The sequence below is a fragment of the Bradyrhizobium sp. SZCCHNR2028 genome (assembly GCF_032380995.1).
Lineage (GTDB): Bacteria > Pseudomonadota > Alphaproteobacteria > Rhizobiales > Xanthobacteraceae > Bradyrhizobium.
In genome coordinates this window covers 25170-50234 of sequence record NZ_JAUHJF010000002.1, presented here as the reverse complement: position 1 = coordinate 50234, position 25065 = coordinate 25170, and the positions used below count along the sequence as shown (strand labels likewise).

At 67.0% G+C, this 25065-nt stretch carries 25 protein-coding genes; 5 read left to right on the top strand and 20 right to left on the bottom strand.

Translation table 11 applies throughout. The annotated features are described in order from the left end of the window. Positions 1 to 35: 35 nt before the first annotated feature. On the bottom strand, positions 36 to 587 hold the full coding sequence (rsmD, locus tag QX121_RS03385) for a 16S rRNA (guanine(966)-N(2))-methyltransferase RsmD (protein ID WP_315811162.1): 552 nt from the start codon (positions 585 to 587) through the stop codon (positions 36 to 38). 9 nt (positions 588 to 596) lie between these two features. Next, positions 597 to 2711, bottom strand: coding sequence for a pseudouridine synthase (locus QX121_RS03380; RefSeq protein ID WP_315811161.1), 2115 nt, complete (start codon positions 2709 to 2711; stop codon positions 597 to 599). 133 nt (positions 2712 to 2844) lie between these two features. On the opposite strand from QX121_RS03380, the gene QX121_RS03375 reads away from it, so the two are divergent. Continuing rightward, the gene (locus tag QX121_RS03375) at positions 2845 to 3291 is read left to right on the top strand and encodes a nucleoside deaminase (protein WP_315811160.1); all 447 of its coding nucleotides are present in this window, start codon (positions 2845 to 2847) and stop codon (positions 3289 to 3291) included. Between the two features lie 12 nt (positions 3292 to 3303). Here QX121_RS03375 and QX121_RS03370 read toward each other — a convergent pair whose 3' ends face one another. The 8 genes from QX121_RS03370 to QX121_RS03335 all read right to left on the bottom strand — a co-directional run bounded on the left by QX121_RS03370 (position 3304) and on the right by QX121_RS03335 (position 12433). Further along, the gene (locus tag QX121_RS03370; RefSeq protein ID WP_315811159.1) at positions 3304 to 4617 is read right to left on the bottom strand and encodes a cytochrome P450; all 1314 of its coding nucleotides are present in this window, start codon (positions 4615 to 4617) and stop codon (positions 3304 to 3306) included. Beyond that, complete coding sequence (locus QX121_RS03365; protein ID WP_315779044.1) at positions 4617 to 5333, bottom strand: class I SAM-dependent methyltransferase; 717 nt, start codon at positions 5331 to 5333, stop codon at positions 4617 to 4619. The genes QX121_RS03370 and QX121_RS03365 overlap by 1 nt, the downstream gene beginning before the upstream one ends. Next, positions 5330 to 5779: a hypothetical protein gene (locus QX121_RS03360; protein ID WP_315736578.1), complete on the bottom strand. Its 450-nt coding sequence runs from the start codon at positions 5777 to 5779 to the stop codon at positions 5330 to 5332. The genes QX121_RS03365 and QX121_RS03360 overlap by 4 nt, the downstream gene beginning before the upstream one ends. Positions 5780 to 5874: 95 nt before the next feature. Continuing rightward, a complete protein-coding gene (locus tag QX121_RS03355) occupies positions 5875 to 9096 on the bottom strand; it encodes an AAA family ATPase (protein ID WP_315771261.1) in 3222 nt (1073 codons plus the stop codon). Positions 9097 to 9212: 116 nt separating this feature from the next. Next, the gene (purD, locus tag QX121_RS03350) at positions 9213 to 10496 is read right to left on the bottom strand and encodes a phosphoribosylamine--glycine ligase (protein WP_315811158.1); all 1284 of its coding nucleotides are present in this window, start codon (positions 10494 to 10496) and stop codon (positions 9213 to 9215) included. A gap of 69 nt (positions 10497 to 10565) precedes the next feature. Continuing rightward, on the bottom strand, positions 10566 to 10880 hold the full coding sequence (locus QX121_RS03345; RefSeq protein ID WP_315811157.1) for a transcriptional regulator: 315 nt from the start codon (positions 10878 to 10880) through the stop codon (positions 10566 to 10568). 4 nt (positions 10881 to 10884) lie between these two features. Continuing rightward, entirely contained in the window at positions 10885 to 11433 is a 549-nt protein-coding gene (locus QX121_RS03340) for a hypothetical protein (RefSeq protein WP_315736574.1), read from the bottom strand. A 13-nt stretch (positions 11434 to 11446) separates the two neighbouring features. Further along, a complete protein-coding gene (locus tag QX121_RS03335) occupies positions 11447 to 12433 on the bottom strand; it encodes an alpha/beta hydrolase (RefSeq protein ID WP_315811156.1) in 987 nt (328 codons plus the stop codon). Between the two features lie 125 nt (positions 12434 to 12558). Here QX121_RS03335 and xseA point away from each other — a divergent pair, with 125 nt between their 5' ends. Further along, positions 12559 to 14175 (top strand): exodeoxyribonuclease VII large subunit, encoded by a 1617-nt coding sequence (xseA, locus tag QX121_RS03330; protein WP_315811155.1) that lies wholly within the window; start codon positions 12559 to 12561, stop codon positions 14173 to 14175. A gap of 7 nt (positions 14176 to 14182) precedes the next feature. Here the strand turns inward: xseA and QX121_RS03325 are convergent, their stop codons facing one another. Then, positions 14183 to 15013: a dienelactone hydrolase family protein gene (locus tag QX121_RS03325; protein WP_315736571.1), complete on the bottom strand. Its 831-nt coding sequence runs from the start codon at positions 15011 to 15013 to the stop codon at positions 14183 to 14185. A 201-nt stretch (positions 15014 to 15214) separates the two neighbouring features. On the opposite strand from QX121_RS03325, the gene QX121_RS03320 reads away from it, so the two are divergent. Beyond that, positions 15215 to 15442 (top strand): DUF2093 domain-containing protein, encoded by a 228-nt coding sequence (locus QX121_RS03320; protein WP_315736570.1) that lies wholly within the window; start codon positions 15215 to 15217, stop codon positions 15440 to 15442. On the opposite strand, the gene lpxK is transcribed toward QX121_RS03320, so the two are convergent. The 6 genes from lpxK to QX121_RS03290 are packed head-to-tail and all read right to left on the bottom strand — an operon-like array spanning position 15412 to position 20980. Then, positions 15412 to 16437, bottom strand: a complete 1026-nt coding sequence (lpxK, locus tag QX121_RS03315; protein WP_315811154.1) for a tetraacyldisaccharide 4'-kinase — start codon at positions 16435 to 16437, stop codon at positions 15412 to 15414. The two genes, QX121_RS03320 and lpxK, sit on opposite strands and share 31 nt — an antisense overlap. Beyond that, positions 16430 to 17737 (bottom strand): 3-deoxy-D-manno-octulosonic acid transferase, encoded by a 1308-nt coding sequence (locus QX121_RS03310; protein ID WP_315777963.1) that lies wholly within the window; start codon positions 17735 to 17737, stop codon positions 16430 to 16432. The genes lpxK and QX121_RS03310 overlap by 8 nt, the downstream gene beginning before the upstream one ends. Beyond that, entirely contained in the window at positions 17730 to 18470 is a 741-nt protein-coding gene (locus QX121_RS03305; RefSeq protein WP_315716682.1) for a lysophospholipid acyltransferase family protein, read from the bottom strand. The genes QX121_RS03310 and QX121_RS03305 overlap by 8 nt, the downstream gene beginning before the upstream one ends. Positions 18471 to 18487: 17 nt before the next feature. Continuing rightward, positions 18488 to 18727: a DUF4170 domain-containing protein gene (locus QX121_RS03300; protein ID WP_009031572.1), complete on the bottom strand. Its 240-nt coding sequence runs from the start codon at positions 18725 to 18727 to the stop codon at positions 18488 to 18490. Between the two features lie 59 nt (positions 18728 to 18786). Beyond that, on the bottom strand, positions 18787 to 19533 hold the full coding sequence (locus QX121_RS03295; RefSeq protein WP_315811411.1) for a 3'(2'),5'-bisphosphate nucleotidase CysQ: 747 nt from the start codon (positions 19531 to 19533) through the stop codon (positions 18787 to 18789). A gap of 58 nt (positions 19534 to 19591) precedes the next feature. Continuing rightward, on the bottom strand, positions 19592 to 20980 hold the full coding sequence (locus QX121_RS03290) for a TldD/PmbA family protein (protein WP_409998678.1): 1389 nt from the start codon (positions 20978 to 20980) through the stop codon (positions 19592 to 19594). Positions 20981 to 21264: 284 nt separating this feature from the next. Between QX121_RS03290 and QX121_RS03285 the strand changes: the two genes are divergently transcribed. Beyond that, entirely contained in the window at positions 21265 to 21789 is a 525-nt protein-coding gene (locus QX121_RS03285; RefSeq protein WP_315811153.1) for a DUF6101 family protein, read from the top strand. Here QX121_RS03285 and ubiA read toward each other — a convergent pair whose 3' ends face one another. The 3 genes from ubiA to QX121_RS03270 form a co-directional block, all read right to left on the bottom strand. Then, on the bottom strand, positions 21790 to 22722 hold the full coding sequence (ubiA, locus tag QX121_RS03280) for a 4-hydroxybenzoate octaprenyltransferase (RefSeq protein WP_315736565.1): 933 nt from the start codon (positions 22720 to 22722) through the stop codon (positions 21790 to 21792). Then, positions 22719 to 23372 carry a hypothetical protein gene (locus QX121_RS03275; RefSeq protein WP_315811410.1) on the bottom strand — a complete coding sequence of 218 codons (654 nt, stop codon included), beginning with the start codon at positions 23370 to 23372 and terminating at the stop codon, positions 22719 to 22721. Before QX121_RS03275 ends, ubiA begins: the two co-directional genes overlap by 4 nt. A gap of 284 nt (positions 23373 to 23656) precedes the next feature. Then, positions 23657 to 24076, bottom strand: coding sequence for a hypothetical protein (locus tag QX121_RS03270; RefSeq protein WP_315736564.1), 420 nt, complete (start codon positions 24074 to 24076; stop codon positions 23657 to 23659). 209 nt (positions 24077 to 24285) lie between these two features. Between QX121_RS03270 and QX121_RS03265 the strand changes: the two genes are divergently transcribed. Continuing rightward, the gene (locus tag QX121_RS03265; RefSeq protein WP_315811152.1) at positions 24286 to 25038 is read left to right on the top strand and encodes a 16S rRNA (uracil(1498)-N(3))-methyltransferase; all 753 of its coding nucleotides are present in this window, start codon (positions 24286 to 24288) and stop codon (positions 25036 to 25038) included. The last annotated feature ends 27 nt before the right edge of the window (positions 25039 to 25065 follow it).

Sequence of the window (25065 nt, the reverse complement as noted above, 5' to 3'; positions counted from 1 at the left end):
GCCCCTGCGTTCGCAGGGGCGACAGTGAGCAAGGATCACGCGCTGCGCAAAAATACGAACTCGGTGTCGTCATAGGCGCGGCGTTCGAGTTCGGTGAAGCCATCGGGCGCCTTGAACGCGGCCTTGGCTTCCTCGACGACCAGAAGCGCCGATGGCGCCAGCCAGCCGCCGTCGCGCAACGCGGCCAGCGCCTTCTCCGCCAGACCCTTGCCATAGGGCGGGTCGAGGAACACCAGCGAGAACGGCTCGACCGGATGCGCAGGACCGAGATCGGTGGCATCGCGGCGGTAGACCTTGGTGACACCGCCGAGGCCGAGCGCCTCGACATTGTTGCGCAGCAGCGCCCTTGCCTCGGCGCCGTTGTCGACGAACAGCGTGAACGCCGCGCCGCGCGAGACAGCCTCGATGCCGAGCGCGCCGGTGCCAGCGAACAAGTCAAGCACGCGCGCGCCGGCGATCGGATCGTCGTAGGCGTGGACGAGGATGTTGAACAGCGCCTCGCGCAGCCGATCCTGCGTCGGCCGAATCTCGCGCGACGCAGGCGAAGCGATGTTGCGGCCTCTCAGCCGTCCACCGACGACACGCATCGCAACGCCCTACTCGTCCTGCGGCGTGATATCGCGCTTGCCGTGATAGCCGCGCTTCGGCCGGCGCGGCGGGCCATAGCCGGCCGCCTCGTTCTCATTGCGCGCACGCGCCTCGTCGCTGCCGGTGCGCTGCACCAGCACGCGGCGGCCCTTGCGGTCGGCGACCACCTCGCGCTTCGGCTTGGGCTTCGGATCCGGCAGCGGCTCGCGATTGCCCTTGCCGGCCGGCCCAAGATCGGCGCCCGACTGCGCGATCACCTTCTCGCCGAGCTGCTCGCGCAGAACTCGCGTCTTGACCTCCTGCACCTCGCCCTCGGGCAGCTCCAAAAGCTGGAATGGGCCGTAGGAGACGCGGATCAGGCGGTTCACCTCGAGGCCCAGATGAGCGAGCACGTTGCGCACCTCGCGGTTCTTGCCCTCGCGGATCGCAACCACGAGCCAGACGTTCGCACCCTGGTCGCGTTCGAGCGTGGCTTCGATCGGTCCGTATTTGACGCCGTCGACCTCGACGCCTGCGGCGAGCTGATCGAGCTGCGCCTGCGTGATCTCGCCATGGGCGCGGACGCGATAGCGCCGCGTCCATCCGGTGTCCGGCAATTCGAGCACGCGCGCCAGCCCGCCGTCATTCGTGAGCAGCAGCAGGCCCTCGGTGTTGAAGTCGAGCCGGCCGATCGAGATCAGCCGCGGCAGGCCCTCGGGCAGATTGTCGAATACCGTCGGTCGCCCCTCCGGGTCGCTGTGCGTCGTCATCAGCCCGCGCGGCTTGTGATACAGAAACAGCCGCGTGCGCTCGCGCTCCGGCAGCGGCGCGCCGTCGACCTGGATGACGTCATTCTCGGTGACGTCGAGCGCCGGCGAGTTGATGATGCGGCCATTCACCGTCACGCGGCCCTGCGTGACCATCTCCTCGGCGTCGCGCCGCGAGGCCAGCCCTGCGCGCGCCAGCACCTTGGCGATGCGCTCGCCCGCCTTCTTCGGCGCGGCCGGCTCGGCCGCGACGCGGGGGCTGCGCTTGTCCGTCTCCGGCTTGCGCTCGCGATAGGCGCCGCGGCCGCCGAACGCCGGGCGCTTGGCGAAGACCTTGCTGTCGTCCTCGTTGTCGCGGCGCGGCCGCTCGGAGAAGCCTTCGCCGCCGCGGCGCTCGCTGCGCGGATGCTCCTGCCAATCGGTGCGGCCCTCGGGACGGCGACGCGGCTTGTCGAAGCCACGGTCGTCGCCGCGATCACGCGGACGATCGAATTTCGGCCTGTCGAACTTCGGCTTGTCGAACTTGGGACGATCCTCACGGCTGCGCTCGGTGCGCGGCCGGTCAAAGCTGCGCCCGCCTTCTCGCGACGGACGCGCACTGCGCTCCGGACGATCTCCCTCCGCGCCGCGCTTCTGCCACGGCTTGCTCTCGCCACGGGCCGGACGATCGCCAAATTCCTTGCGCGGACCACGCGGTCCGGCCCCGAACTTGCGTTCGCCACGATCGCCATCAGCACCGCGGGAAAACTTCCTTTCGCCGCCGAACTTGCGCTCCGGCCGATCGCCGCTGCGCGGCGGACGGTCGCCAAAGCTGCGCACCTCCGCCCGCGGCCGGTCGCTGCGATCGCGGGCGCCTTCGCCGCGCGGCGTATAGGGCCGCTTGTCACCGTCACGCTCGCGCGCGGCGTAGGGCTTGCGCTCGCCGAACTTGCGCTCGGACGATCGCCCGGCAGGACGAGCCTCGTCGCGACCAGTGCGCGGCGTATAGGGACGCTTCTCGCCGCCCCGCTCGTCCCGATCGAATTTGGGCCGGTCACCCCGCGGCTTGAAGGCGCGCTTCTCGCCATCGCCGTCCCGCGCCGGGCGAGCGGCATAGGGCCGATCGCCACGCGGCCGCTCATCGCGGTTAAACCGTGGCTTGTCGCCAAAGGATTTGCGCGGCGCATCGCCCTCGTCGCGGCGGCGCGGCGCGCGGCCCTCGTCGAAGGCGCGCTTGCCCCGGCCACCCGCTTCCTTGTCGCCGAAGCCGCGCTTGGCGAACTTCTTCTCCGGCCCGCGTGCGGCGCCCGAGCGTCCCTTGCCGCCCTCGGCCCGCCCCCGCGGGGCGCCGCCGCGGCGGCCGCGGGAATCGTTGTCTTTGTCGGTGGTGCGGGGCATGAAGGTCTCACTTCGAGGTGCAGGACGAGGCGTGAACCGCGCGCTTCTGAAGCAGCGCATGTCACGCAGGAAATCGGGGTCCGGTTGTGCTGAAGGGCGATCCAGTAGCAGACTTGGGCGGGCGTGACGAGCCATGAACGGCCCTTCTTTCATGGATTTGGCGCTGAAAGCGGCCGAATCGGCCGCACTTTCCGGCGAGGTGCCGATCGGCTGCGTCGTGGTGCGGAACAACGCGGTGATCGCCGCCGCCGCCAACCGCACTTTGACCGACCGCGACCCGACCGCGCATGCCGAGATCCTGGCACTGCGGCAGGCGGCCCAGGTCGTCGGCAGCGAGCGGCTGGTCGATTGCGACCTCTACGTCACGCTCGAGCCCTGCACGATGTGCGCTGGCGCGATCTCCTTCGCGCGCATCCGACGGCTGTATTATGGGGCCGCCGATCCGAAGGGCGGTGCGGTCGAGTCGGGTGTGCGCTTCTTCACTGCGCCGACCTGCCATCACGCGCCGGAGGTCTATTCGGCCGTGGGCGAGCAACAGGCGGCGCAGATGCTCAAGGAGTTCTTCAAGGCGCGGCGATGAGGCTCGGTCAGCCTATGCAGCCGCCTCCTTGCGCAGCGCGCGAAAGCTCATGCGAACAGGGAGGCTGGAGACGCCGCTCATGAAGGGCGACCGCACCCGGCGCACCCGCCCGGCCAGTTCGATCCGGTCGGTCCGGCGCAGCAGCTCCGCAAATAGCGCCCGCATCTGCATCCGCGCCAGCTGCAGTCCCATGCAGATGTGCGGGCCACGGCCGAAGGCGATGTGCGGGTTCGGACTGCGATCGATCCGGAACGCGCCGGCATCCTCGAACACGGCCTCGTCGCGGTTCGCCGAATGGAAGAACAAGGCCAGCGCATCGCCTTCGCGAATGCGCTGCCCCGCGACCTCGGTGTCGCGGACCGCGGTGCGCATGAAGTGCCGCACCGGCGAGGTCCAGCGCAGCATTTCCTCGATCGCCGGATCGAGCAGCTCGGGCTCGGCCCGCAGCCGCGCCATCTGCTCGGGCGCTGCAAGCAGCGCCGCCAGGCCGCCGGCCAATGCGAGCGCCGTCGTATCGTGGCCCGCCGTGACCAGCAGGATGAAGTAGGAGATCAGCTCGTAATGCGGCATCGCTGCGCCATGCGGCGCGGCATGCGCAATCAGGCTGGCGAGATCGTCGCGCGGCTGGGCGCGCCGATCGGCCACGACGGCTTCGAAATAATCGCGCAGCGCCAGCATGGCCGTCCGCATCGTATCGCCCGGCGACTCGGCCAGACGGCGCTTCGGATCCTCGGCGCCCACGAAGGCCTGGGCCAGCCGCGCAAGCCGGGCATCGTCGGCCTCCGGCGTGCCCAGCATGCGGCCGATCACCCGGAGGGTGAAGGGCAGCGCCACGTCGCCTGCGAAGTCGCAACTGGCCCCGCGCGCCGCAACCCGGTCGATGATCTCGGCAGCCCATTGCGACAGCCATGTCTCCATCTCGCGCAAGGCCGACGGCGCAAAGGCGCCTTGGATGATGCCGCGATAAACGCCATGATCCGGCGGATCCATCTCGGTCAGGCCGCGCACGAGTTGCGGCTTACCGGTGACACGCTGCAGCACGGCCTCGGCGGTCTCGCTGGCAAGATAAGTGCGCGGGCCCGCGGCAAACTCATTGCTCCGTGTCTCGATCGAAACGATGTCGGCGTAGCGCATGACGGCCCAGAACGGACGAACGCCCGAGCGTTCGACCCAATGCAGCGGCGCGCGCTGGCGCAGCAGCGCGCAGGCGCGTTCCAGCCGCGTTGGATCAGCGTGACCTCGCGAGGAGATCAGCACGTCCACAGCGCGCTCGATGGCGGCGCTGCGGCGATCTGTCTGCGAGGATAGCGACGGAACAGCCGACATCAGTGCGAGGGCCCCGCTTGCGACGGCGCGGCATGAGGCAAGCGGCGCACCAGGAGCGTGAACTCCTTCATGCCGTAGTTGCCGATGACCTCGACGGCCGCCGCAAACTCCTGCTCGCAGTGGGTGGCCCAAACGTCCGGCGTCGTGCGATACAGGCGCGCCTTGGCAGGATCGCCTTCCTGCTCCTCGTCCGCGGCAGCTCGCATGAAATTGACGGCAAAGCCGCGCCGGCTGGTCGCGAACATGCGCTGCAACATGGCCTTGATGTAGCCTTCCCAGGCGTCGCGCGAATAGCCGACATTGACATTCATGATGCCGGAGGCGACCGAATAGTCGGCGATGCGCGGGCTCTCCGAAGCGACGACGAAGCGCCGCAAGGGGGCGGCGAAGCGGCGCCGCGCCCGGCTGATCATGGCGCGGGACAGGTCGATGCCGAGATAGTCAATCTCACAGGACGCAAATCGCGATTCAAGAAACGGCACCAGCGCGCCATAACCGCAGCCGATGTCATTGAGGCTGAACGGCGCCGACACATCGCACAGCTTCATCAATTGCACGAAGCGCAGGCCCTGCGTCGCCTCGCAGGACCAGTCCACTCCGCGCGGCGTCGCGCCATGACGCGCGACGCATGCGGTGTAGTAGGCGTCGACGTCGGAGGAGATGTCATCGAGCGACAGATGATCGGCCCCGACGACGCTGCCCGCCCTCACGGTCATTTCTTGCGTTTCTCGACCCGCCTTGTGCGGGCGGTCTCAGCCGCCTGCTTGCGTGCTTCACGACCGGGCGTCGTCGGAATCGAGATGATGACGTGCGTGTCGAGAGAAAAAACGATCGGACGACCTTCGGACACGGTCACCCGCGGATCGTCAGCCGCGGAATGACAGACGATCGAGACGGGGAGCGGCTTTTCGGATTCGAGGTCATCCTTGAACGCCTGGATCACTCGATCATGCCCGTTAACATTGGCGAGGTCCGACGGATAAGTCTTGAGAAACTCGAGAAACTTGTACCAGCGCCGCCGCTCGGACCAATCGGCAGGCACGATTCCGAGCAAAGCAAAGGACTGCTGTAGACCATGCTTCAGCGAGAAGACCCCGAACTCCCGTTGTAGCTCAACCATTTCGGGCAAAGCATCAGCATCGAACCGTTTGTTGAGCTGCACGATAATATCAAGGGTAGTACTGTCTTTAATCATTACCCCCATTGTAACCCCCAAATCTGAAAAAGCTGGAATTCAACGAATCGACAATGCATGCATCATTGCATTGCTTCAAGATGCAATTGCAGTTTCTGAACTAATGAACGCAGACAGAACGCACCGGAGACATTCATCAAATGTCGTATCTGCTCGAGAAGTCCCGCAGCCTGCTCGTTCCTGCCGGCTCCGGCAAGAGCAAGGCCCAGGATGATCGTCGCGTAACACTCCGCGACTCGATCCGTCTTTCGTTTGGCTACAAGGATCGCCTGTTTGCTGGCCTCGATAGCGGCATCGAAGTCCTCACTCCGGTAAAGCAGATCGGCATTTATGGCAGCCATGCGCGCCTCAAGCTCGAGCCCGGTTCTTGCGGCCCGTGCGGCTTCGATCGCGCCAACCATCTCATTCGTCGCATCGGCGAATCGACCAGTCAAAGCCTGTTCGAGGCTTGCACAGAGCAAGGTGAGCACGCGGATGTAGGGAATGCCGGATGTTTCAGCGAGATCGGAAACTCGCCTTGCGTGCTCGCGCGCAAGACCCTGGTCTCCGACGATCCATGCTAGCTCCACCAGGTTGAAGTGCGGAACGAACTGAAGCACCGGTGCGACCTCGGATGAAGGCTGCTGCACCAGTTCGAGAAGCTCGCTGCGAGCATCCTCGATTTGGCCGAGATGAGCCATTGCGCGCGCCCTGATGCATCTCACCCAATAGCTGACGTCGAAGCCGAGAATCTGGTTCGGGTTCAAACCAAGCGTGACGTGACTGTCGAAGCCGGCTTGGCTTGCCATCGCAGCGATAGCCGTATTGGCCGCCGAGAGCGCCTCGTTCATCCGTCCCGAATGTGTGTATGCCTGCGCCAGCATGGCGTTGACGGTCGCGTAGCGGCCGACATCCCCCTCGCCCGAGGTCAGCTTGATGGCGTTCTGCGCCAGGTCGACGTAGTCATCGGCCGCTCCCGTCGAAGCGAGCACGCGTCCATAAGCGCCGATCAACAACGGCTCATGCGCCTTGTCGGAGGAGCGTGCAAATCTCAACGCTTCCTCAGCAAAAGGCTTGACTTCTTCGGCCGAGATGCCTTCGCGCCAGCCGAAGTTCAGGATCTGGCCGCTGGCCAGCGCTCGCAGGCGGTCGACGCGCTCCGATTGCGGCAGCGCCTGCAGCAGGGAGCGGATCTTCTTCCACAGCCGCAGCGCCTCCGCCGTGTTGGTGCGGCCGATCCAGCGCGCCGCGCGCTGCAGATGCTCGACGGCCTGCATGGTCTGGCCGGCGAATTCGTAATGCGAGGCGATCAGGGCGGCGAACTCGTCCTGCGTGCCCCAATCCAGCGCCTCGATCGCCTTGGCCACGGCCACGTGCACGCCGCTCAGGCGCGAGCGCAGCTGCATGGCATAGGCCACCTCCTGGATCAGCGGATGGCGGAAGGCGAGCACGCCCATGTCGAACGGCGGCAGATCATAGAGAAGATCGGCATGTCTCAGTTGTGCGAGCGCGTCGAACAGGTCCGCCTCGCTGAGCCCGACGACCGGCTTGAGCACGGCGAGCGCGACCGAGCGGCCGATCACAGCCGCTGTTTCCAGGACGCTCTTGGCGGTCTCGCTCAGACGGTCGATGCGGGCCGCTACCACGGCATGCACCGTCGGCGGCAGCGGAATCGGGCCGATCCCGCCCTTCAGCCGATAGGCGCCGCGCTCACCCTCGAAGCCACCGCTTTCAGATACAGCGCTGGCGAGCTCCTCGAGGAAGAACGGATTGCCCTGAGCGCGCTCGACGATATCGCGCGCCAGCACCTCCAGCGAAGGATCGTCACCAAACACCCCGCGCAGCAGCTCGCTTGCCTCCTCGGAGGCCAGCGGGACGATGTGCAGTTCGTGAAATGGGACCTGCTGCATGAAGGAGGCGGCGAAACCCGGCCTGTAGTTCACGACCAGCAGCGTCTTGGTGCCGATCGTGGCCTCCGCGAGCGCCTCGACGAACTCCTCGCTGGCCTCGTCGATCCAATGCAGATCCTCGATCATGATCACCATGGCGCCATCAGCCGGCGCGGCGCGGAACAGCGTCTTGAACACGTTCAGGAGACGGGTCTTGAACACGCCGGGATCGAGCCGGAGCGCCGGACGTGACGGATCGGCGAGGTTCATGAAGTCCAAGAGCAGGACCAGCGCCGTGTCGGGCATGGCAATGGCTTCGAGCCGGTCGACCACGCGCTGGCGCGACACCTCCACCGGCTCCTTCGGCCGGATGCCGAAGAAGTCGCGCAGCAATTCGAGCACCGGCTGGAACGGGGTGGCGCGGCCATGTGCCAGCACGCGCGCCTCGTAGACGCGAATGCCCTGGCGGCGACAGTGCTCGGCGAACTCGAAGCACAGCCGGCTCTTGCCGATGCCGGCCTCACCCACAATGCCGACGACAGCGCCGCGCGCCGCCAGGACGTCGTCGAGCTCGCGTTCGAGCACGGCGAGCTGAGCGTTGCGCCCGATCAGCGGCAACAGGCGCTGGCCGCTACGAAAGACGTCGCTCGCCGGCGCACTGAGGCGGCCGATCAGCTTGTAGATCGACACCGGCGAGGCAATGCCGCGCAGCGTGTGGGTGCCGAGGGGCTCGGCTTCGACGAACTGCCTGGCGCCGGTGTAGGTCTCCTTGCTGATCAGGATGGTCCCGGGCTCGGCCATGTGCTCCAGACGATTGGCCAGATGGACGTTGGCGCCGGCCGCGTCGTAGGTCTGGTACATGCTGTTCTCGACGACCTGGACGATCACCTCGCCGGTGTGCAGCCCGACCCGGACCTGCAAATGCGGGTCGGCGAGGCGCGCGATGGAGTCCTGCATCGCCAGCGCGCCGAGGCAGCCGCGAACCGCATGATCCTCATGCGGCACCGGCGCCCCGAACAGGGCCATGACGCCGTCGCCCTGCGTCTTGTTGACGACGCCGTCGTAGCGGTGAACCGCCTCCTTCATGAGGTTGAGCACCGGATCGAGCCGCTGCATCGCGAGCTCGGGATCGCCGAGGCTATCGATCAGCTGGGTGGAATCGCGGATGTCGGCGAACAGGATGGTGAGACGCTTGCGTTCTCCGCCCTTGCTGCTCAGGGTCCTCAGGACGCGCTGCGCCGCCTGGTCGGGCGGAGCCGGCCGGCCGGGCAACGGCGCGCCGCATTGGCCGCAGAAGCGATTCGACGGGCTGTTGGTCTGGTTGCAAGCCTCACATCTGAGGCCGAGCGGCTCGCCGCACCGGTCGCACGAGGCTCTCCCTGGCTGATTCTGCCTGCCGCACCGCGCGCATTCCATGGCCCCTCCGTTCCACGGCGGAACTGATTCATCCCATCACGGCATGAGTCTATGGAACTGCCACAATTCTCGCGGGAAAAATAGCCTTGCAGGGCCGACTGCGGCGATCACGATGCTCAGCCCTGAGCGCTTTCCTGCGCCACCGCCTGCCAGGCAATGTCGCGCCGGCAGAAGCCGTCGGTCCATTTGATGCGGTCGACGGCCTGATAGGCCCGCGCCTGAGCCTCGGTGACGCTCTTTCCCGACGCGCAGACGTTGAGGACGCGCCCGCCGTTGGCGAGAATGGCGCCGTCCTTCGCCACCGTGCCGGCGTGGAAGATCTCCACGCCCTCGATCCGCGCGGCGTCGTCGAGCCCCTCGATGACACCGCCTTTGGCGTAGTCGCCGGGATAGCCACTCGCGGCCATGACCACGGTGACGGCGGCGTCGGGAAACCAGCGCAGGTCGAAATTCTTCAACTGTCCGTCGCAGGCGGCCAGCATGGCGGGCACGAGATCCGACATCATCCGCAGCATCAGCACCTGACATTCCGGATCGCCGAAGCGCACGTTGTATTCGAACAGCTTCGGCCCCTGGGCGGTCAGCATCAGGCCGGCATAGAGAATGCCCTTGAACGGAGTGCCACGCGCATTCATTCCGGCGATGGTCGGCTGAATAATCTGATTCATGATCCTGTCATGAATCTCCTGCGTGACGAACGGCGTCGGCGAATACGCCCCCATGCCGCCGGTGTTCGGTCCCTGGTCGTGATCGAACACCCGCTTGTGGTCCTGGGCGGAGGCCAGCGGTATCGCGGTCTCACCGTCGCACAGCGCGAAGAACGACACCTCCCGCCCTTCGAGAAACTCCTCGATGACGACCTCGGCGCCCGCGACGCCGAAGCCGCCCTCGAACATCATCTTGATGGCGTCCTCAGCCTCGGCAACCGTCTTGGCGACGACGACCCCCTTGCCGGCCGCGAGCCCGTCTGCCTTGACGACGATCGGCGCCCCGTGCTCGCGGACATAAGCGAGCGCCTCGGGGGCATTGTCGAAGCGGCAGTAGGCGCCGGTCGGGATGTCGTATTCGGCGCAGAGATCCTTGGTGTAGCCCTTGGAGCCCTCGAGCTTGGCGGCAAGCCTGGATGGGCCGAACGCCTTGATGCCCGCAGCCTCGAGATCATCGACGATGCCGGCGGCGAGCGGCGTCTCGGGGCCGACCACCACCAAATCCACCTTGTTCGCCCGGCAGAAGGCGATCACCGCCGCATGATCGGCGACGTCGAGCGCGACACATTCCGCCTCCTTGGCGATCCCGGCATTGCCGGGCGCGCACCACAGCTTGGTGAGCAGCGGCGAGCCGGCAATCTTCCAGGCGAGCGCGTGCTCGCGGCCGCCGGAACCAAGGAGCAGAATGTTCATCGTCGATGCCGTCGCAGGGGTGGGCCAATTTGGACGCCCCAATTGCCCGGCCATCGCTACAGAGTCAAATCATGGCTCGGACGGCTTGACGGCGGCGCCGGCGATGATGTCCTGCAGGCTGGCGACGTGGCGGGCGAACGCCGCCCGGCCGGCCGCGGTCGCCGTCACCGTGGTCTGCGGCTTCTTGCCGACGAAGGCCTTGTCCACGGCGACGTAGCCGGCGCGCGCCAGCGTGTCGATATGGGCGCCGAGATTACCGTCGGTGGCGCCGGTCAGCTTCTTCAGCCGGACGAATTCCAGCCCGGCCCCGGCAGGCAGGGCATTCAGCGCCGCCATGATCTTCAGCCGCAGCGGCTGGTGGATGATCTCGTCGAGCTCCGCCAAACCGTCAGCTCCGCCGCATCCACAAGCCGCCGAGAACCAGGCCGCCGCCATTGACGAACGCCATCCACAACGGGAAAGCCGCGCCAATGAAGAGGTAGCCCACCAGGGTCAACGCGGTGACGCACAGGCCGAACACCGTAAAGGCCGCGCCGAACCACAATCCGGCAAGACCGTAGAACAGCATGAAATAGACCGGCCAGAACGCGCCCATTTCACGCGGTCCGAAATGGCCAATCGCTTCGACGAAGAAGCCGAACGCAAAGAACATGACGAAGGCGAGCAGGGCCCGGAGATCGAAGCTGCGGACGCCGGAACGCGCCTTCTCCGTCGCGCCCAACACCACCGATCCGGCCAGACCGAGGACATAGACCGACAGCCAAGCCTTGTCGGCGTAGTAAGGCGCCAGATAGGTCACGAGATTGCCGGCAAAGACGAGGACGCCCCAGAGGATCATCATCAGGCTCGACAGCCGATAGATCTGCGACTGCCGCACGCGCTTCGTGACATCCTCGATGTCGCTGAGCGCCCGCGCGGCTTCCAGGCTGTCGATCATGCGGCTTGAACCCCTAGCGCGTCGCCACGTCATCGGCGATCGCGCTCACCGCCTGCGGCGCCGACACGATCTCCATGTGATTGACGCCCGCGATCAGCTTCACGTCAATACCGGGCGCGACGGCCTGCACCGCGCCGGCATATTTGTCGGCGCGCATCAGCTCGTCGTCGGCGCCGGCGATGAGGGTCACCGGGTGCTTGGCCGCAGCGAGATCGGCCTTGTAGCCACGGGTCGCGAAATTGCGGAACAGCCGGTAGCTGTAGGTCGAGGCCACGAACTTCTCCGAGTTCGGCCTGACAGCAAAGGCCAGCGCGGGCAGCGCCTCGCAGCATCTCAGGCCGACGCGATCGAGCACGCCGAGCGCGAGGATGCGCGGAATGTCGGGACTGGCCCAACCGCCCGAGTTCTCCTGGTTGGTGGGCGCGTCATAGCCGAGATAGGGCGACAGCAGCACGGTGCGCGCGAACAGGTCCTGGGTCGGCGCGCTGGCCGCGCGCAGCGCGAAGCCGCCGCCGGCCGAATGGCCGAGCAGCACGATCGGCTGCGACGGCGCGGTCCTCCTGACCTCTGCGACGAGATCGGCCAAATCGTCCTCGAGCTGGCCGAGATAGCCGATGTCGCCGCGGGTGCCTGAGCCGCCATGGCCGCGGATGTCGGGCGCGAACGTGTCGATGCCCCGGGCGGCGAGCCCATCCGCCAGCGCATGCACAGCGACGCTCGAGCCGGAGGAGCCGTGCACGAGGACGGCAACCTTGCCCGTCGGCGTCGCCCGCGCCGGATAGTGGCGGTAGGCGAGCTCCGTGCCGTCCCGGGCGCTGAAGCGCTGTAGGGCCGGCATGGTGCTCCGATCGACACGCCCGACGGTCTCCGAGATCGATTTCAGCTCGGGCGGGCGCACCAACGGCGTCGCGATCATCCCGCCCAGAAGAAGGGCAAGGGCCCCGGCGAGGCCGAAGCTCCAACCGACGAGCTGACGCACGATCTTGATGCTTGCCCGCATACCCCTCTCCATTTTCTATAGAGTACTCTATAACACAGAGCTATCGAAAAGGCAACGGCTTGATTGGCGGCGGACGCGGAAAGCCCCTACCTTGGCAACTGCTCCCCGAACCGAATCAGACAGCGATGCCGCCTGCGGAAGCCTTGCCCAACGCGCCCGAATTCACCGTCACCGAGCTGTCCTCGGCGCTGAAGCGCACGGTCGAGGACCAGTTCGGCCATGTCCGGGTGCGCGGCGAGATCACCGGCTTTCGCGGGCCGCATTCCTCGGGGCATTGCTATTTCGCGCTCAAGGACGAGAGCGCCAAGATCGAAGCGGTGATCTGGAAGGGCGTGCATGGCCGCATGCGCTTCAAGCCCCAGGAAGGGCTCGAGGTGATCGCCATCGGCAAGCTCACCACCTACCCGAATTCGTCGAAGTACCAGATCGTCATCGAGGCGCTGGAGCCAGCTGGGATCGGCGCGCTGATGGCGCTGATGGAGGAGCGCAAGCGGAAGCTCGGCGCCGAAGGACTATTCGACCCCGCACGCAAGCAGCTGCTGCCGTGGCTGCCCGAGGTGATCGGCGTCGTCACCTCGCCGACCGGGGCAGTCATCCGCGACATCCTGCACCGGCTCGAGGACCGCTTTCCTCGCCGCGTGCTGGTCTGGCCCGTGAAGGTGCAGGGCGAAGGCTCGGCCGAGCAGGTTGCCGCCGCGATCCGCGGCTTCAACGATTTGCCGCAGGATGGCCCGATCCCGCGGCCCGACGTGCTGATCGTCGCGCGCGGCGGCGGCTCGCTGGAGGACCTGTGGTCGTTCAACGAGGAGATCGTGGTCCGCGCCGCGGCCGAGAGCATGATCCCGCTGATCTCGGCGGTCGGCCACGAGACCGACGTGACCTTGATCGATTTCGCCGCCGACAAACGTGCGCCGACGCCGACAGCAGCCGCGGAAATGGCGGTGCCGGTGCGCAGCGAGCTGATGCAGGAGGTCGCAAGCCTCGCGCGCCGTGTCAGCGTCTGCTGGCAGCGCGGCCAGGAGAGCCGCCGCAACGAGCTGCGCGCCGCCGCGCGCGCCCTGCCCGGCGCCGGCGATCTGCTCGCCATTCCCAGGCAGCGGCTGGATACGGCGGCCGCCAGCCTGCCGCGCGCGCTCAAGACCAACACGCATGTGCACTTTCGCCAGTTCGCAGCGGCGAGCGCCAAGCTCACTCTGCGCGTGCTGCACGCGCAGATCGCGCAATCGCGCCATCGCCTCATCGCTTCGTCCGAGCGGCTGTCGCTGTCGTCGCGCGGCCAGCTGCACCGGCGGCGCGAGCGATTCGAGGCGCTCGACGCCCGCTTCAAGGCCTCGCGCCAGGCCTATGCGCAGGCCAAGCGCCAGGCCATCGGTCGCGAGCGCGACCGAACCGAACGTCTTGCCGAGCGGGCTCGGCGCGCATTGCAGACTCAGCTCCAGCGCCTGACGGCCCGCGTGGGACAGAACGAAAAGCTCCTCACCGCGCTGTCCTATCGCAGCGTGCTGGCGCGTGGATTTGCGCTGGTGCGCGACGAGGCCGGCCATCCGTTGCACCATGCCGCGAGCATCGGTCCGGGCGCCGCACTCTCGATCGAATTTGCGGACGGCAAGGTCGCGGCCACGGCGGGCGCGGACCGCCCGCTTCCAGCCGCGGCGCCAGCATCGCCAAAAGCCCCGCGTGAGGGCAAGCCTTCGGCGCCGAAGCGCACGCCCGATCCCGCCGATCAGGGCAGCCTGTTCTGAGTGGTCCTCAGCGCGCGAGCCAATCGGCCACGAGCTTCTGCGCATCGGCACGCGCCTCGGGATCCGAGCCGACATGGCCGCGCTCGGGCGCCCCGGCGTCCGACCCTGCGACTTGATGCAGCGGCAGGTTCACACGATCGAAATCGTGATAGGCGCCGGGATAGATGACGATGCGGGTCAGCGCGCTGCGGCCGCGCGCGCCATCGATCATCTGTCGGCACGCCGGCGGCGAATAGACGTCGTCCAGGCCGCCGATCAGCACCAATGTCGGGACGCGCGTGCTCCAGCCGAGGCCGGACGAGGCTCGGCAATCCGGATAGAACGCCACCGCGGAGCGGAAATCCGGCGAGACATGCTCGGGCAATTGCGGGCGCACCGCCCACAACAGCGCGCTCGCGCCGCTGGCCCAGCCAACGAGACTGACCCGGTCGGGCATCGCCCAGGCTTGCTCCGCCAGCCATTTCTGCGCGATCACGATGTCAGCGACACGCTCGCGCCGGCCGCTGATACGACGCTCCTTGACGCGGCATTGCGGGCCCAGTCCGCGCGAGCCGTAGCTGTCCGGCAGCAGGACGGCCTTGCCGTCCTTGACCAGTTCCTCGGCCCAGTCGCGATAGCGCGGCAGCACCGGCTCGGAGCGGCCGGAAAGCCCGCCGCAGCCGTGCAGCGCGACGACGACCGGAAATGGGCCGGCCCCCTTCGGCCGGTAGAGCTGGGCGCGCAGCACATAGCTTCCCGAGGGGATCTCGACCGCGACGGGCGCCGGCAATGGCTCAGCCAAGGCTGAAAACGCCGTGGCGCAGAGCATTGAGACGACGATGGCGACGAGGGAGCGCATCAAACCAGCCGGGCGGGACAAGCGGCGGATATTGAAACCTAGCTAGCACGGAGTTTCGAGCAGAAGCATCACAAATCAGTGGGTTTGCGCGGGGGGACAGGGCCCCCCATCTATGCTAGGAAATCATCGAAATTCGGCCTGTCGTGTGCGCGCTGCGCCTGCGTAGGGGGACTTCACGTCAAGGAATTGGAGATCGCGGACGTGCTCAACAAGTTTGGTCCCTCGGGCCAGGGCGAGGCGCAGGTGCAGTATCTGGACGGCGATTTCCGCGTGATCTCACCGGGAAGCTATGTGCGCTGCGCGGTCACCGATGTGCGGATTCCGCTGGACGAGCTGAAATATTGGAGCGTGGATCTGCAGGAAGCCTACGCCCTGCCGAGCGCCGTGCTGCAGCGGCATTATCCGGGCGCATTGAAAGCCAGCGGCTGACCGTTCCGCTTCGCTGACAGCCGCTGCACAACCAACGCGCGCAACGCGGCGAGATCGCCGAACTGCAGTGTCACCGGGAATGCCATGACATCGGGCGCGGCCTCGTGGCTGCGGAACCGCACGAGATCTTTTTCCGTGGTCACCAGGGCAAATCCATCACGCCTGGCTTCGTTGGCAAGGGCTACGACGTCGGCCGTCGTGAATGGGTGGTGATCCGGAAAGGCACGCTCGCGCCTGACGTCGAGACCGGCGCCGCGAAGGGTGCGGAAGAAGCGGGCGGGATCGCCAATCCCGGCAAACGCCAGCAGCGGCCTGCCCTGCAGCGCCGCGACGATCTGCGCATCGGGCTGCAACGCGGCTGAAAACACCGGCTTGCCGGCCGCCAACACATGTGAGGCGACCGCCTCGCTGGCTCGGCCGCTACCGATCACGACCAACGCGTCGGTGCGCGCCAGCTGCGGTGGCAGCGGCGCGCGCAACGGGCCCGCGGGAAACACCTCGGAATTGCCGAGACCGCGCGCGCCGTCGATCACGATCAACGCGAGATCCTTGGTGATCGACGGGTTCTGGAAGCCATCGTCCATCAGAATGACGGAGGCGCCCTGCGCCTTGACGAGACCGATGCCGTCGGCGCGGCTGCGCGCCACGACGACCGGCACCCGCGCCGCCATCATCAGCGGCTCGTCGCCGACATCGGCAGCCTCATGGACAGCTGGATCGACGACAACGGGCCCGTGCAGCCGGCCACCATAGCCACGGCTCAGCACCACCGGCTGCTCGCCGAGGTCACGCAGCATATCGGTCAGCGCCAGCACGGTCGGCGTCTTGCCGGCTCCGCCGACATGGAAATTGCCGACGCAGATCACCGGCAAGCCGGCATCGACGCCGGCTTGCGCCATGCGGCGTGCGGCAACGGCGCCGTAGAGTTTCGAGAGCGGGAACAGCAGACGCGATTGCCAGGACGGCGGCCGATGCCAGAAGGCCGGCTCACGCATCGCCGGCTGCCCCCATTTCGAGCCTGACCTGCAATAGATACGGCTCCAGCGCCGACAGCGTCCGCTCCAGCGCGCCACCGAGCTGATCGACCACGCGCGTTCCTGCCGCAACCAGGCTGTTGCCGGCTGCGGGATCAGCGAGCAGCTGCCGGAGTTGGCGGATCAGCGCCTCCTGATCGTGGGCGAGCCTGGCTCCCCCGGCTTTGTCCAGCGACTCATAGACGTCGGTGAAGTTGAACACGTGGGGTCCGTGCACGATGGCCGCGCCGAGCTTGACGGCCTCGATCGGATTCTGGCCGCCATGCTCGACCAGCGACCCGCCCATGAACACGACCGGCGCCAGCCGGTAGAACAGGCCGAGCTCACCCATCGTGTCGGCGACGTAGATGTCGGTGCCTGCGAGCGGCTGTTCCTCGCGCGAACGCAAGGCGCCCTGCAGGCCGGCGCTTGCGACGAGTTCGGCGACGGCCGGGCCACGATGCGGATGGCGCGGCACGATCACGGTGAGCAGCGACGGATAGGTAGCCGACAAGGCCTTGTGGGCCGCGATCAGGATCTCGTCCTCGCCGGGATGCGTGGAGGCGGCGACGACGACCGGACGGCCGCGCGTCATCGCCGTGAGCCGATCGAGCTTCGCCGGATCGGCGGGCGGCGCCGGCACGTCGAGCTTGAGATTGCCGGTGGTGATGACGGTGCGCGCGCCGAGCGCGGAGAACCGGTCGGCGTCTGCCTGCGACTGCGTCAGGAAGAGATCAAAGCGTCCCAGCAAAGCGGAGATGGTGCCGGACATGCGGCGCCAGCGCGGGAACGAGCGCGGCGACATGCGGCCGTTGATCACCACCATCGGCACCCGCCGCGAGGCGCCGGCGAGGATGAGATTCGGCCAGAGGTCCGACTCGATGAACAGCCCGAGCGAGGGACGCCAATGATCGAGAAAGCGCTCGACGAAGCGCGGCGTGTCATAGGGCACGTATTGGTGGATCACGTCGGGCGGGAAGCGCTTGGCCACGATGGCGGCCGACGTCACGGTGCCGGACGTGATGAGGATGCGGATGTTGAGCTCACGCAGCCGCTCGATCAGCGCCGCCGCCGCCAGCACCTCGCCGACGCTGGCACCGTGAATCCAAACCAGCGGACCCAGCGGGCGCGTGTCGTGGCTCAGGCCGCGCCGCTCGTCGGTCCGCTCGGGATCCTCCTTGCCATGCTTGAGCCGCTGTCTGATCAGTGCCGGCGCAAGCGGCACCGCCGCCGAGGACAACCCGCGGTAGACACGCAGGGCCATCGGCAGCGGCCTAGGCACTTGATGCTCCCGACGCGACCGGCGGAGGACAGGCCTCGGGACGGCCGACGATCTCATAGGCGCGGCGCATGCACTCGTTCAGCGTCGCCTCGAGGTCGAGACGCGCCTCTTCCATCATCGCGGCGTCGGCATCGCGCGGCACGTTGATTTCCTTGATTCCCACCAATGCGCCGCGGCCGAATGGCAAATTGATGGTGGTGCTGTCCCAGTTCTTCAGGCGGATGAAGCGGCTCGTGACCATTGCGAACGGCATGATCGGACGTCCTGATTCGCGCGCGAGCATGATGATGCCGAGACCCGCAATCCGCGCCCGCTTCGGCACATCGGCGGTCGATGCAACATTATAGTTGTCTTCGAGCGCCCGCACCATCTCCTTGAACGCCCCCACCCCGCCTTTCCGGTGGAAGGAGGAGCCATGATCGCCGGAGCCGCGGATGGTTCCGATGCCGAGCCGCTCGGCGGCGATCGCGTTGAACTCGCCGTCGCGATGGCGGGAGATCAGCACCTTGGCGCGATAGCTCGGCTTGTTCTTGATGAAGGGTGTCAGCAGATGCTGGCCGTGCCAGAACGCGAAGATCGCCGGCATCTGCGGCTCGACGATGTCGTAGACCTCGGGCGGCTCATAGGTGAAGCGATTGGTCAGCCACACAAGGCGCAGGTACTCGGCCGCGAGGAACCCGACGGCGCGCTGGAACCAGCCGCTACGCAGCGTATTGCGGATCAGGTGTTTCAAGTCGCGAGCTTTGCGTCTTACTTCGCATCCTGACCGGGATCGAGCAGCCGGTGCAGGTGGACGATGAAATAGCGCATGTGGGCGTTGTCGACCGTCATCTGCGCCTTGGCGCGCCAGGCGGCGTGGGCCGCCGCGTAGTTCGGATAGACGCCAACGATATCGACCTTGTCGAGATCCTTGAATTCGTTCTTGTCGAGATTGATGAGCTCGCCGCCGATCACGAGGTGAAGGAGCTGCTGCGAGGCGCTATCTGTCATCGGTATTGTTTCCTAGTCAACGCCTTGCAGGCGACATGGAGGGTGCGATCCAGGGGCGTTCAGTCCGGCGGTAACCTGCGATACTGCGCGACGATGTCGGCATGTCGGTCGCGGCCCGCTGCCACCAGCATCCCGTGCACCACCTCCGGACGATTATAGAGGATCGCCTCGCCGGACAACGCGGTCATTTTACCCCCCGCTTCCTGCACGATCAAATGAGCCGCCGCAAGATCCCAATCGCGGCTTTGCCCGCCTGCAAAAGCGGCATCGAGCCCGCCATGCGCGACACGGCACAGACGCAGCGCCAATGATCCGATTCGCGGATGGAGTTCAATCCGCGCAGAACTCGGAGCCAACCGCTCAACCAACGGTTTTGGACCGGCCACCCGCGCGAAGTCGAGCACGCGTCCGGTCGAGGCCTGAACCGGCTCGTCGTTCAACGTGGTGCCGCTGCCGCGGGCGGCAAAGAAGAACTCCTCGCTGACCGGGACATGCACCGCGGCGAGTATCGGCGCGCCGTGCTCGACCAGCGCGACGCTCACGCACCAGTCGTTGCGGCCGCCGAGATAGGACCGCGTCCCATCGATCGGATCGACGATCCAGACCCTCGACCGACCGAGTCTCGCCCGATCATCCGCGCTCTCTTCGGACAGCCAGCCGTAATCCGGCGTTGCCGATCGCAGCCTGAGCTCAAGCAGCGCATTGGCCGCCATGTCGGCTTCGGAGACGGGCGACGACGCACCCTTGGTCCATTTGCGCAACTCCGTTCCGAACATCGAACGTGCGAGCTCGCCGGCTTCGCGCACCGCCTCCTTCAGGAGCCTGGCGTCTGTCGCGAGGCTGGTCTCGTCCGGTTTCTCGATCTCACCGTCCGCCAAGCGTCAATCCTTCGATGCGCACCGTCGGCGCATTGACGCCATAGCGGAATTCCAGATCGCTGGCAGGCGTCATCGACTTGAAGATCTCGAACAGATGCCCGGCGATCGTCACCTCGCTCACGGCATAGCCGATCTCGCCATTCTCGATCCAGAAGCCGGACGCGCCACGGCTGTAGTCCCCGGTGACGCCGTTGACGCCCGAGCCGATCAGGTCGGTGACGTAGAAGCCCTGCTTGATGTCCGAGATCAGCTCCTTGGCTGTCACGACGCCGGCTTCGAGATGCAGATTGAACGGACCGGGCGAAGGCGACGACGACACGCCGCGATGGGCGTGGCCGGTCGTCACCATGCCGAGCTCGCGCGCGGTGCCCGAATCCAGCAGCCACGTCGTCAGCACGCCATCGTCGACCAGCGCGGTCTGCTTCACCTTCACGCCCTCGGCGTCGAACGGCTGCGACCGCAGCCCACGCTTGCGCAGCGGATCATCGATGATGCGGATACCCTTGGCGAACAGTTGCGCGCCGAGCTTGTCCTTGAGGAAGCTGGTCTTGCGCGCGATCGAGGCGCCATTGATGGCGCCGACCAGATGTCCGACCAGCGAGCCGGACACGCGGGGATCGAACACGACCGGCACCTGGCACGTGGCAACCTTGCGCGGATTGGCGCGCGCCACCGCGCGTTCGCCAGCGCTGCGCCCGACGGCCGCGGGCGCCAGCAGGTCGGCGCCGTGCGGAGCCGCCGTGTAGTCGTAGTCGCGCTCCATCCCGGTGCCTTCGCCGGAAATGGCGGTCGTCGAGATGCTTTGGCTCGAGCGCAGATAGGCGCCGTGAAAACCGTCGCTCGTCACCAGCACCATGCCGCCGATGCCGGTCGAGGCCGACGCACCACCGGACTTCGTCACGCCCTTCACGCCGAGCGCGGCAGCCTCCGCCTCCTGGGCACGGCGCTCCAGCTCTGCGGTCGAGGGAATCTGCGGATCGAGCAGGTCGAGTTCGGGAATGTCGCGCGCCAGCAGCGCCGGATCGGCGAGGCCGACATATTGGTCGTCAGGCGCCACCCGCGCCATCGCCACGGCCCGCTCGGCCAGCCGCGCCACGCCGTCCCCGCTGACGTCGTTGGTCGACACCACGGCCTGGCGCTTGCCGACGAGAACGCGCAGGCCGACATCGTCGCCTTCCGAGCGCTCGGATTCCTCGACGCGCCCGTCACGGACCTCGACGCCTTGCGAGATGCCGCGCACCGCGATGGCGTCGGCGGCATCGGCGCCGGCCTTCCTCGCGGCTTCCACCAGCCGCTCGGCGAGCGTTCGCAGGGCGGACTGGTCAAGCAGATCTGATTGGGCTGAGGTCGACGATGAGGCTGGGGAAGAGGTCACGAACACGATCCGATCGATGTCAGGTGGGCGGCGAAGACGGCTCAATCCAAAGGAAATGTGGCCTGTTCACGCCGACTTCAAGCAGGACGGCAGACGGCACATCGGATTGTCGGCAAATCGGCAAGGTCTCGTCAATCATGCGGGGCAAGCGCTTGTCAATCATGACGGTAGGAGGATCACGCGTGAGATCTGATTAACCAGGCTTGTTAAGCCGATACGGGCGATCCGCGTGGCAAGGTCACACGCATCGACCGGGAGCATAATCCCGGCGGGGAGACCAAGCCGTGAGGCGTCAAACAGCAACAGGCGGAAGCCATTCCGCTGGGTCGGGCCGCGCCCTGCGGCTCGACCCTCTTTCCCTGCCCGTCTCGTACAGCGCGCACGATACCCGTGCCGATGGCGGAATCCGGCAGATCGAATTGCACCGGGAGCGCGTGGTCCTGCGTCGTGCCGTCAGCGGCATGCGCATGGCCCTGAACCTCCGCGTCAGCGATTTCCTCGGCATCGGCGTGCGCGAGATCGACGACACACAGGTGATGCTGGTGCTCGTCCACCGCGACCCTTCCCTGACCATCCCGCTCTGCGTCAGCGACGACCAGAACGAGATCGTTGCTGCGTGGGCGATGTGGAGCGAGACCTTCGCGCTGCCCCAGTTGCAGGACACGCGCCGGGAGGCCACGCCGCGCCGCCGCCGCCGCAACGCGATCCGCTCGCGCCGCCCGCGCTTCCTGATGCGACGCCGTGTCGGCTACCAGCTCAATCCAGCCTCGGTCCATCGCGGCGAGCGCGAGATCATCGCGCGCAGCTGATCAGGTTGCGCGCAGCACGGCATCGACCAACAGCCCTGCGAACAGCAGCAGTCCGGCATCGCGGTTCGACTTGAACACCCGCAGGCAAAGCGCCGGATCGGCGATATCCAGACGCCGGATCTGCCAGCCGAGATGGGCGGCGAAACACGCCAGCCCGAGCCACGCCGCGACATGCACGTGGGCGGTCGCGAACGCGGCCCCAATCAGGATGACGGCCAGACTGTAGAAGATGACCAGCGCCAGATGCGTGCGGTCGGCAAACAGGCGCGCGGTCGACTTGATGCCGATCAGCGCGTCATCCTCGGCGTCCTGATGCGCGTAGATCGTGTCGTAGGCGATCACCCACGAGATCGACCCGGCGTAGAGCAGCAGCGCGGTGGCATCGATGCGGCCGAACGCGACCGCAAATCCCATCAGCGCGCCCCACGAGAAGGCGAGACCCAGCACGACCTGCGGCCACCAGGTGACACGCTTCATGAACGGATAGATCGCGACGATCAGCAGCGAGGCGATGCCGGTGGCGATCGCGAACCGGTTGAACTGCAGCAGCACCACCAAGCCGATCAGGGCCTGCGCCACCAGGAAGGCGAGCGCCTGCTTGACGCCGACCTGACCGGCGGGAATCGGTCGCGAACGTGTGCGCTCCACCTTGGCGTCGAGATCGCGGTCGGTGATGTCGTTCCAGGTGCAGCCGGCGCCACGCATGACGAACGCGCCGACGAAATAGAGCCCGATCCACGCCGGCAACATGGATAGGTTCCCGGCGATCCCAGCGGCCAGAGCGGCCGACCACCAGCACGGCATCAGCAGCAGCCAGGATCCGATCGGGCGATCGAAGCGGGCGAGACGCAGGTAGGGCCGGCTCCAGACCGGCGCCAGCGTATCGACCCAATTGCCGGTCGCGTCAGCAACGCGGACGGCCGTGTCGCTCATCGGGTGAGAACGTTGCCGGTCATGGTGTCGAAGGCGGATCCGCCCTTCTTCGTTGTGTTGGCCTCAGGCAACGCGGCCGACGAGCCCAGGACGTCGCTCAGGCTCGGAGCGGAGGGCCTTCCGGCCCCCGACTGCATCTGCGCCGCCACGGCACAGACCTTCTTTTCCAGCGCGTCGGTGTTCTTGTGACCGGCCTTCAGCTGATCGGCGATCTGCTGAGGAATGCCGCAGCTCGCCGAATGCGCCTCGACATATTTGATCATCTTCACTTCGGCCTTGCCGAAATTTGCGATCAGCTTGCAGGCCTCGTCAGGCGAGGCCTTGCGGTCGCTCGCGGCCTTGATCAGCTTGCCGCGACGCTCGGCTTCCTCGCGCAGCGGAATGAACTCCTTCATGCAGCTCTCCGGCGGGCCCCCCTGCGGCGCGGCTCCCATCGGGGCCGGCTGGAAGCCACCACCGCCGCCGAACGCCGAGGCGCCTGGACTGGGGAACGGACTTGCCGGGGCTGCGGCTCGGGTCGGCGCCGCGCCGTTGATGGGCGGAAACGGCGAGTTGCTGGTCTGGGCCTGGCCAGGCATCGGCGCGGGAAACGAGCTCTGCGCAACAACCTGCCCTGTGGAGAGCACCAGGGCGGCAATGGCGAGCGGCATGAAAGACTGGCGGACGATCAAGGCTGGTTCTCCGGTAAGACCAAGAATCCTCAACACTTCCGGATGAAAGCACGATCCGATCCGGGGCTTTTACGATTCTCGCCCGTCCAGCACAACCGCGGAGTTGATCACAGCCGCGGCGGAGGGACGCAGCCGGGTTCCAACCGGCGCGGAGGCCCAAAACGAGGCCCTTCCCGAACGTCGGGGCCCAAAAATCCGTTCACTCCGCGCCCTCGCCCACCTGGTCAGGCCGGAGTCGCCAGTTCGGCGGCCGGCGGGACGGTTCACGTCGCCGTGCAGACCTTGCGCATGACGGCCAGGGTATTTTCGTGATTCGCCTTCAGCTGATCGGTGATCTTGGGCGGGATGCCGCAGAGCGAGGCATGGGCGACCGCGTAGTCGATCATCTTGGTCTGGGCGAGCTCGTAGTCGTGCACCAGCTGGCAAGCCTCGCCGGGCGCGAAACGCCGCTCGGTCGCCGCCTTGAGCAGCTTGGCCCGGCGGGCGGTCTCGTCCCGCAGCGGGGTGAACTCCTTCAGGCAGGTTTCGGGCGGGCGAAAGCCGGCCGCTGCAGCACCACCCGGCACCGCGGGAGCCGCTTGCTGGGGCGGAGCAGCGATCGCCTTGTCGTCGGCCCGGGACGGCCCGGCGACCGTCACCACGATGACCGCGGCAAGCGCCCAAGTCGAATGTCTCAAGATCAAGGCCGTTCTCCGCTTCAAGGCTCACGGAATCGTCGGATGTCCGTCCCCAAGGGACGACCGGCGGGATCGAACCGGTAAAATCTGTCGACAGCACGGCCGAAAGGCGCCATCGCCAATACCCGATACAACACCCCGTGACGGCTCCGCCGGCTTTGCGGCCGGCGCGTGGTCTGGTTAAGCAACATCCATCATCGGCACCGCTTCGCTCCATGCCCGCATACGACTTCACCGCCCCGCGCCTGTTCGTCGACGCACCCTTGCGGGAGGGAGGCACGGTCGCGCTCGACCGCAATCAGGGCAACTATCTCGGCAACGTCCTGCGTCTCGGCACCGGCGATCACGTCTTGGTCTTCAACGGCCGCGACGGCGAATGGCGGGCCGTGATCGAGGGCCGCAAGCGGCCAGATGGCCTGACGATCCAGCAGCAGAGCCGGCCCCAGGATCACCTGCCGGACATCGCCTACGTCTTCGCACCGCTCAAGCACGCGAGGCTGGACTACATGGTGCAGAAGGCGGTCGAGATGGGCGCCTCGCGCCTGGAGCCGGTCATCACCCGTCACACCCAGGTGTCGCGCGTGAATGGCGAGCGCATGCGCGCCAACGTGGTCGAGGCGGCCGAGCAATGCGGCATCCTCAGCCTCGCCGAGGTGAAGGACCCGGTGCCGTTGGAGCGCTTCCTCGCGCAGCGGCAACCTGAGCGGCTGCTGGTGTTCTGCGACGAGGCGGCCGAATTGGCCGATCCGCTGCAGGCGCTGCGCGGCGGCAAGGACCCGGCCGGCATCGACCTGCTGATCGGACCGGAGGGCGGTTTTGCCGACGACGAGCGGGCGCTGCTGCTCCGCCAGCCGCATGTGATCAGGCTCGCGCTGGGCCCGCGCATCCTGCGCGCGGATACGGCCGGCGTTGCCGCCCTCGCCGTGATCCAGGCAACGCTCGGGGACTGGACCGGCCCCCGCGGTTAAGGCATCCGGCCAATTGTGGCTCGCCGC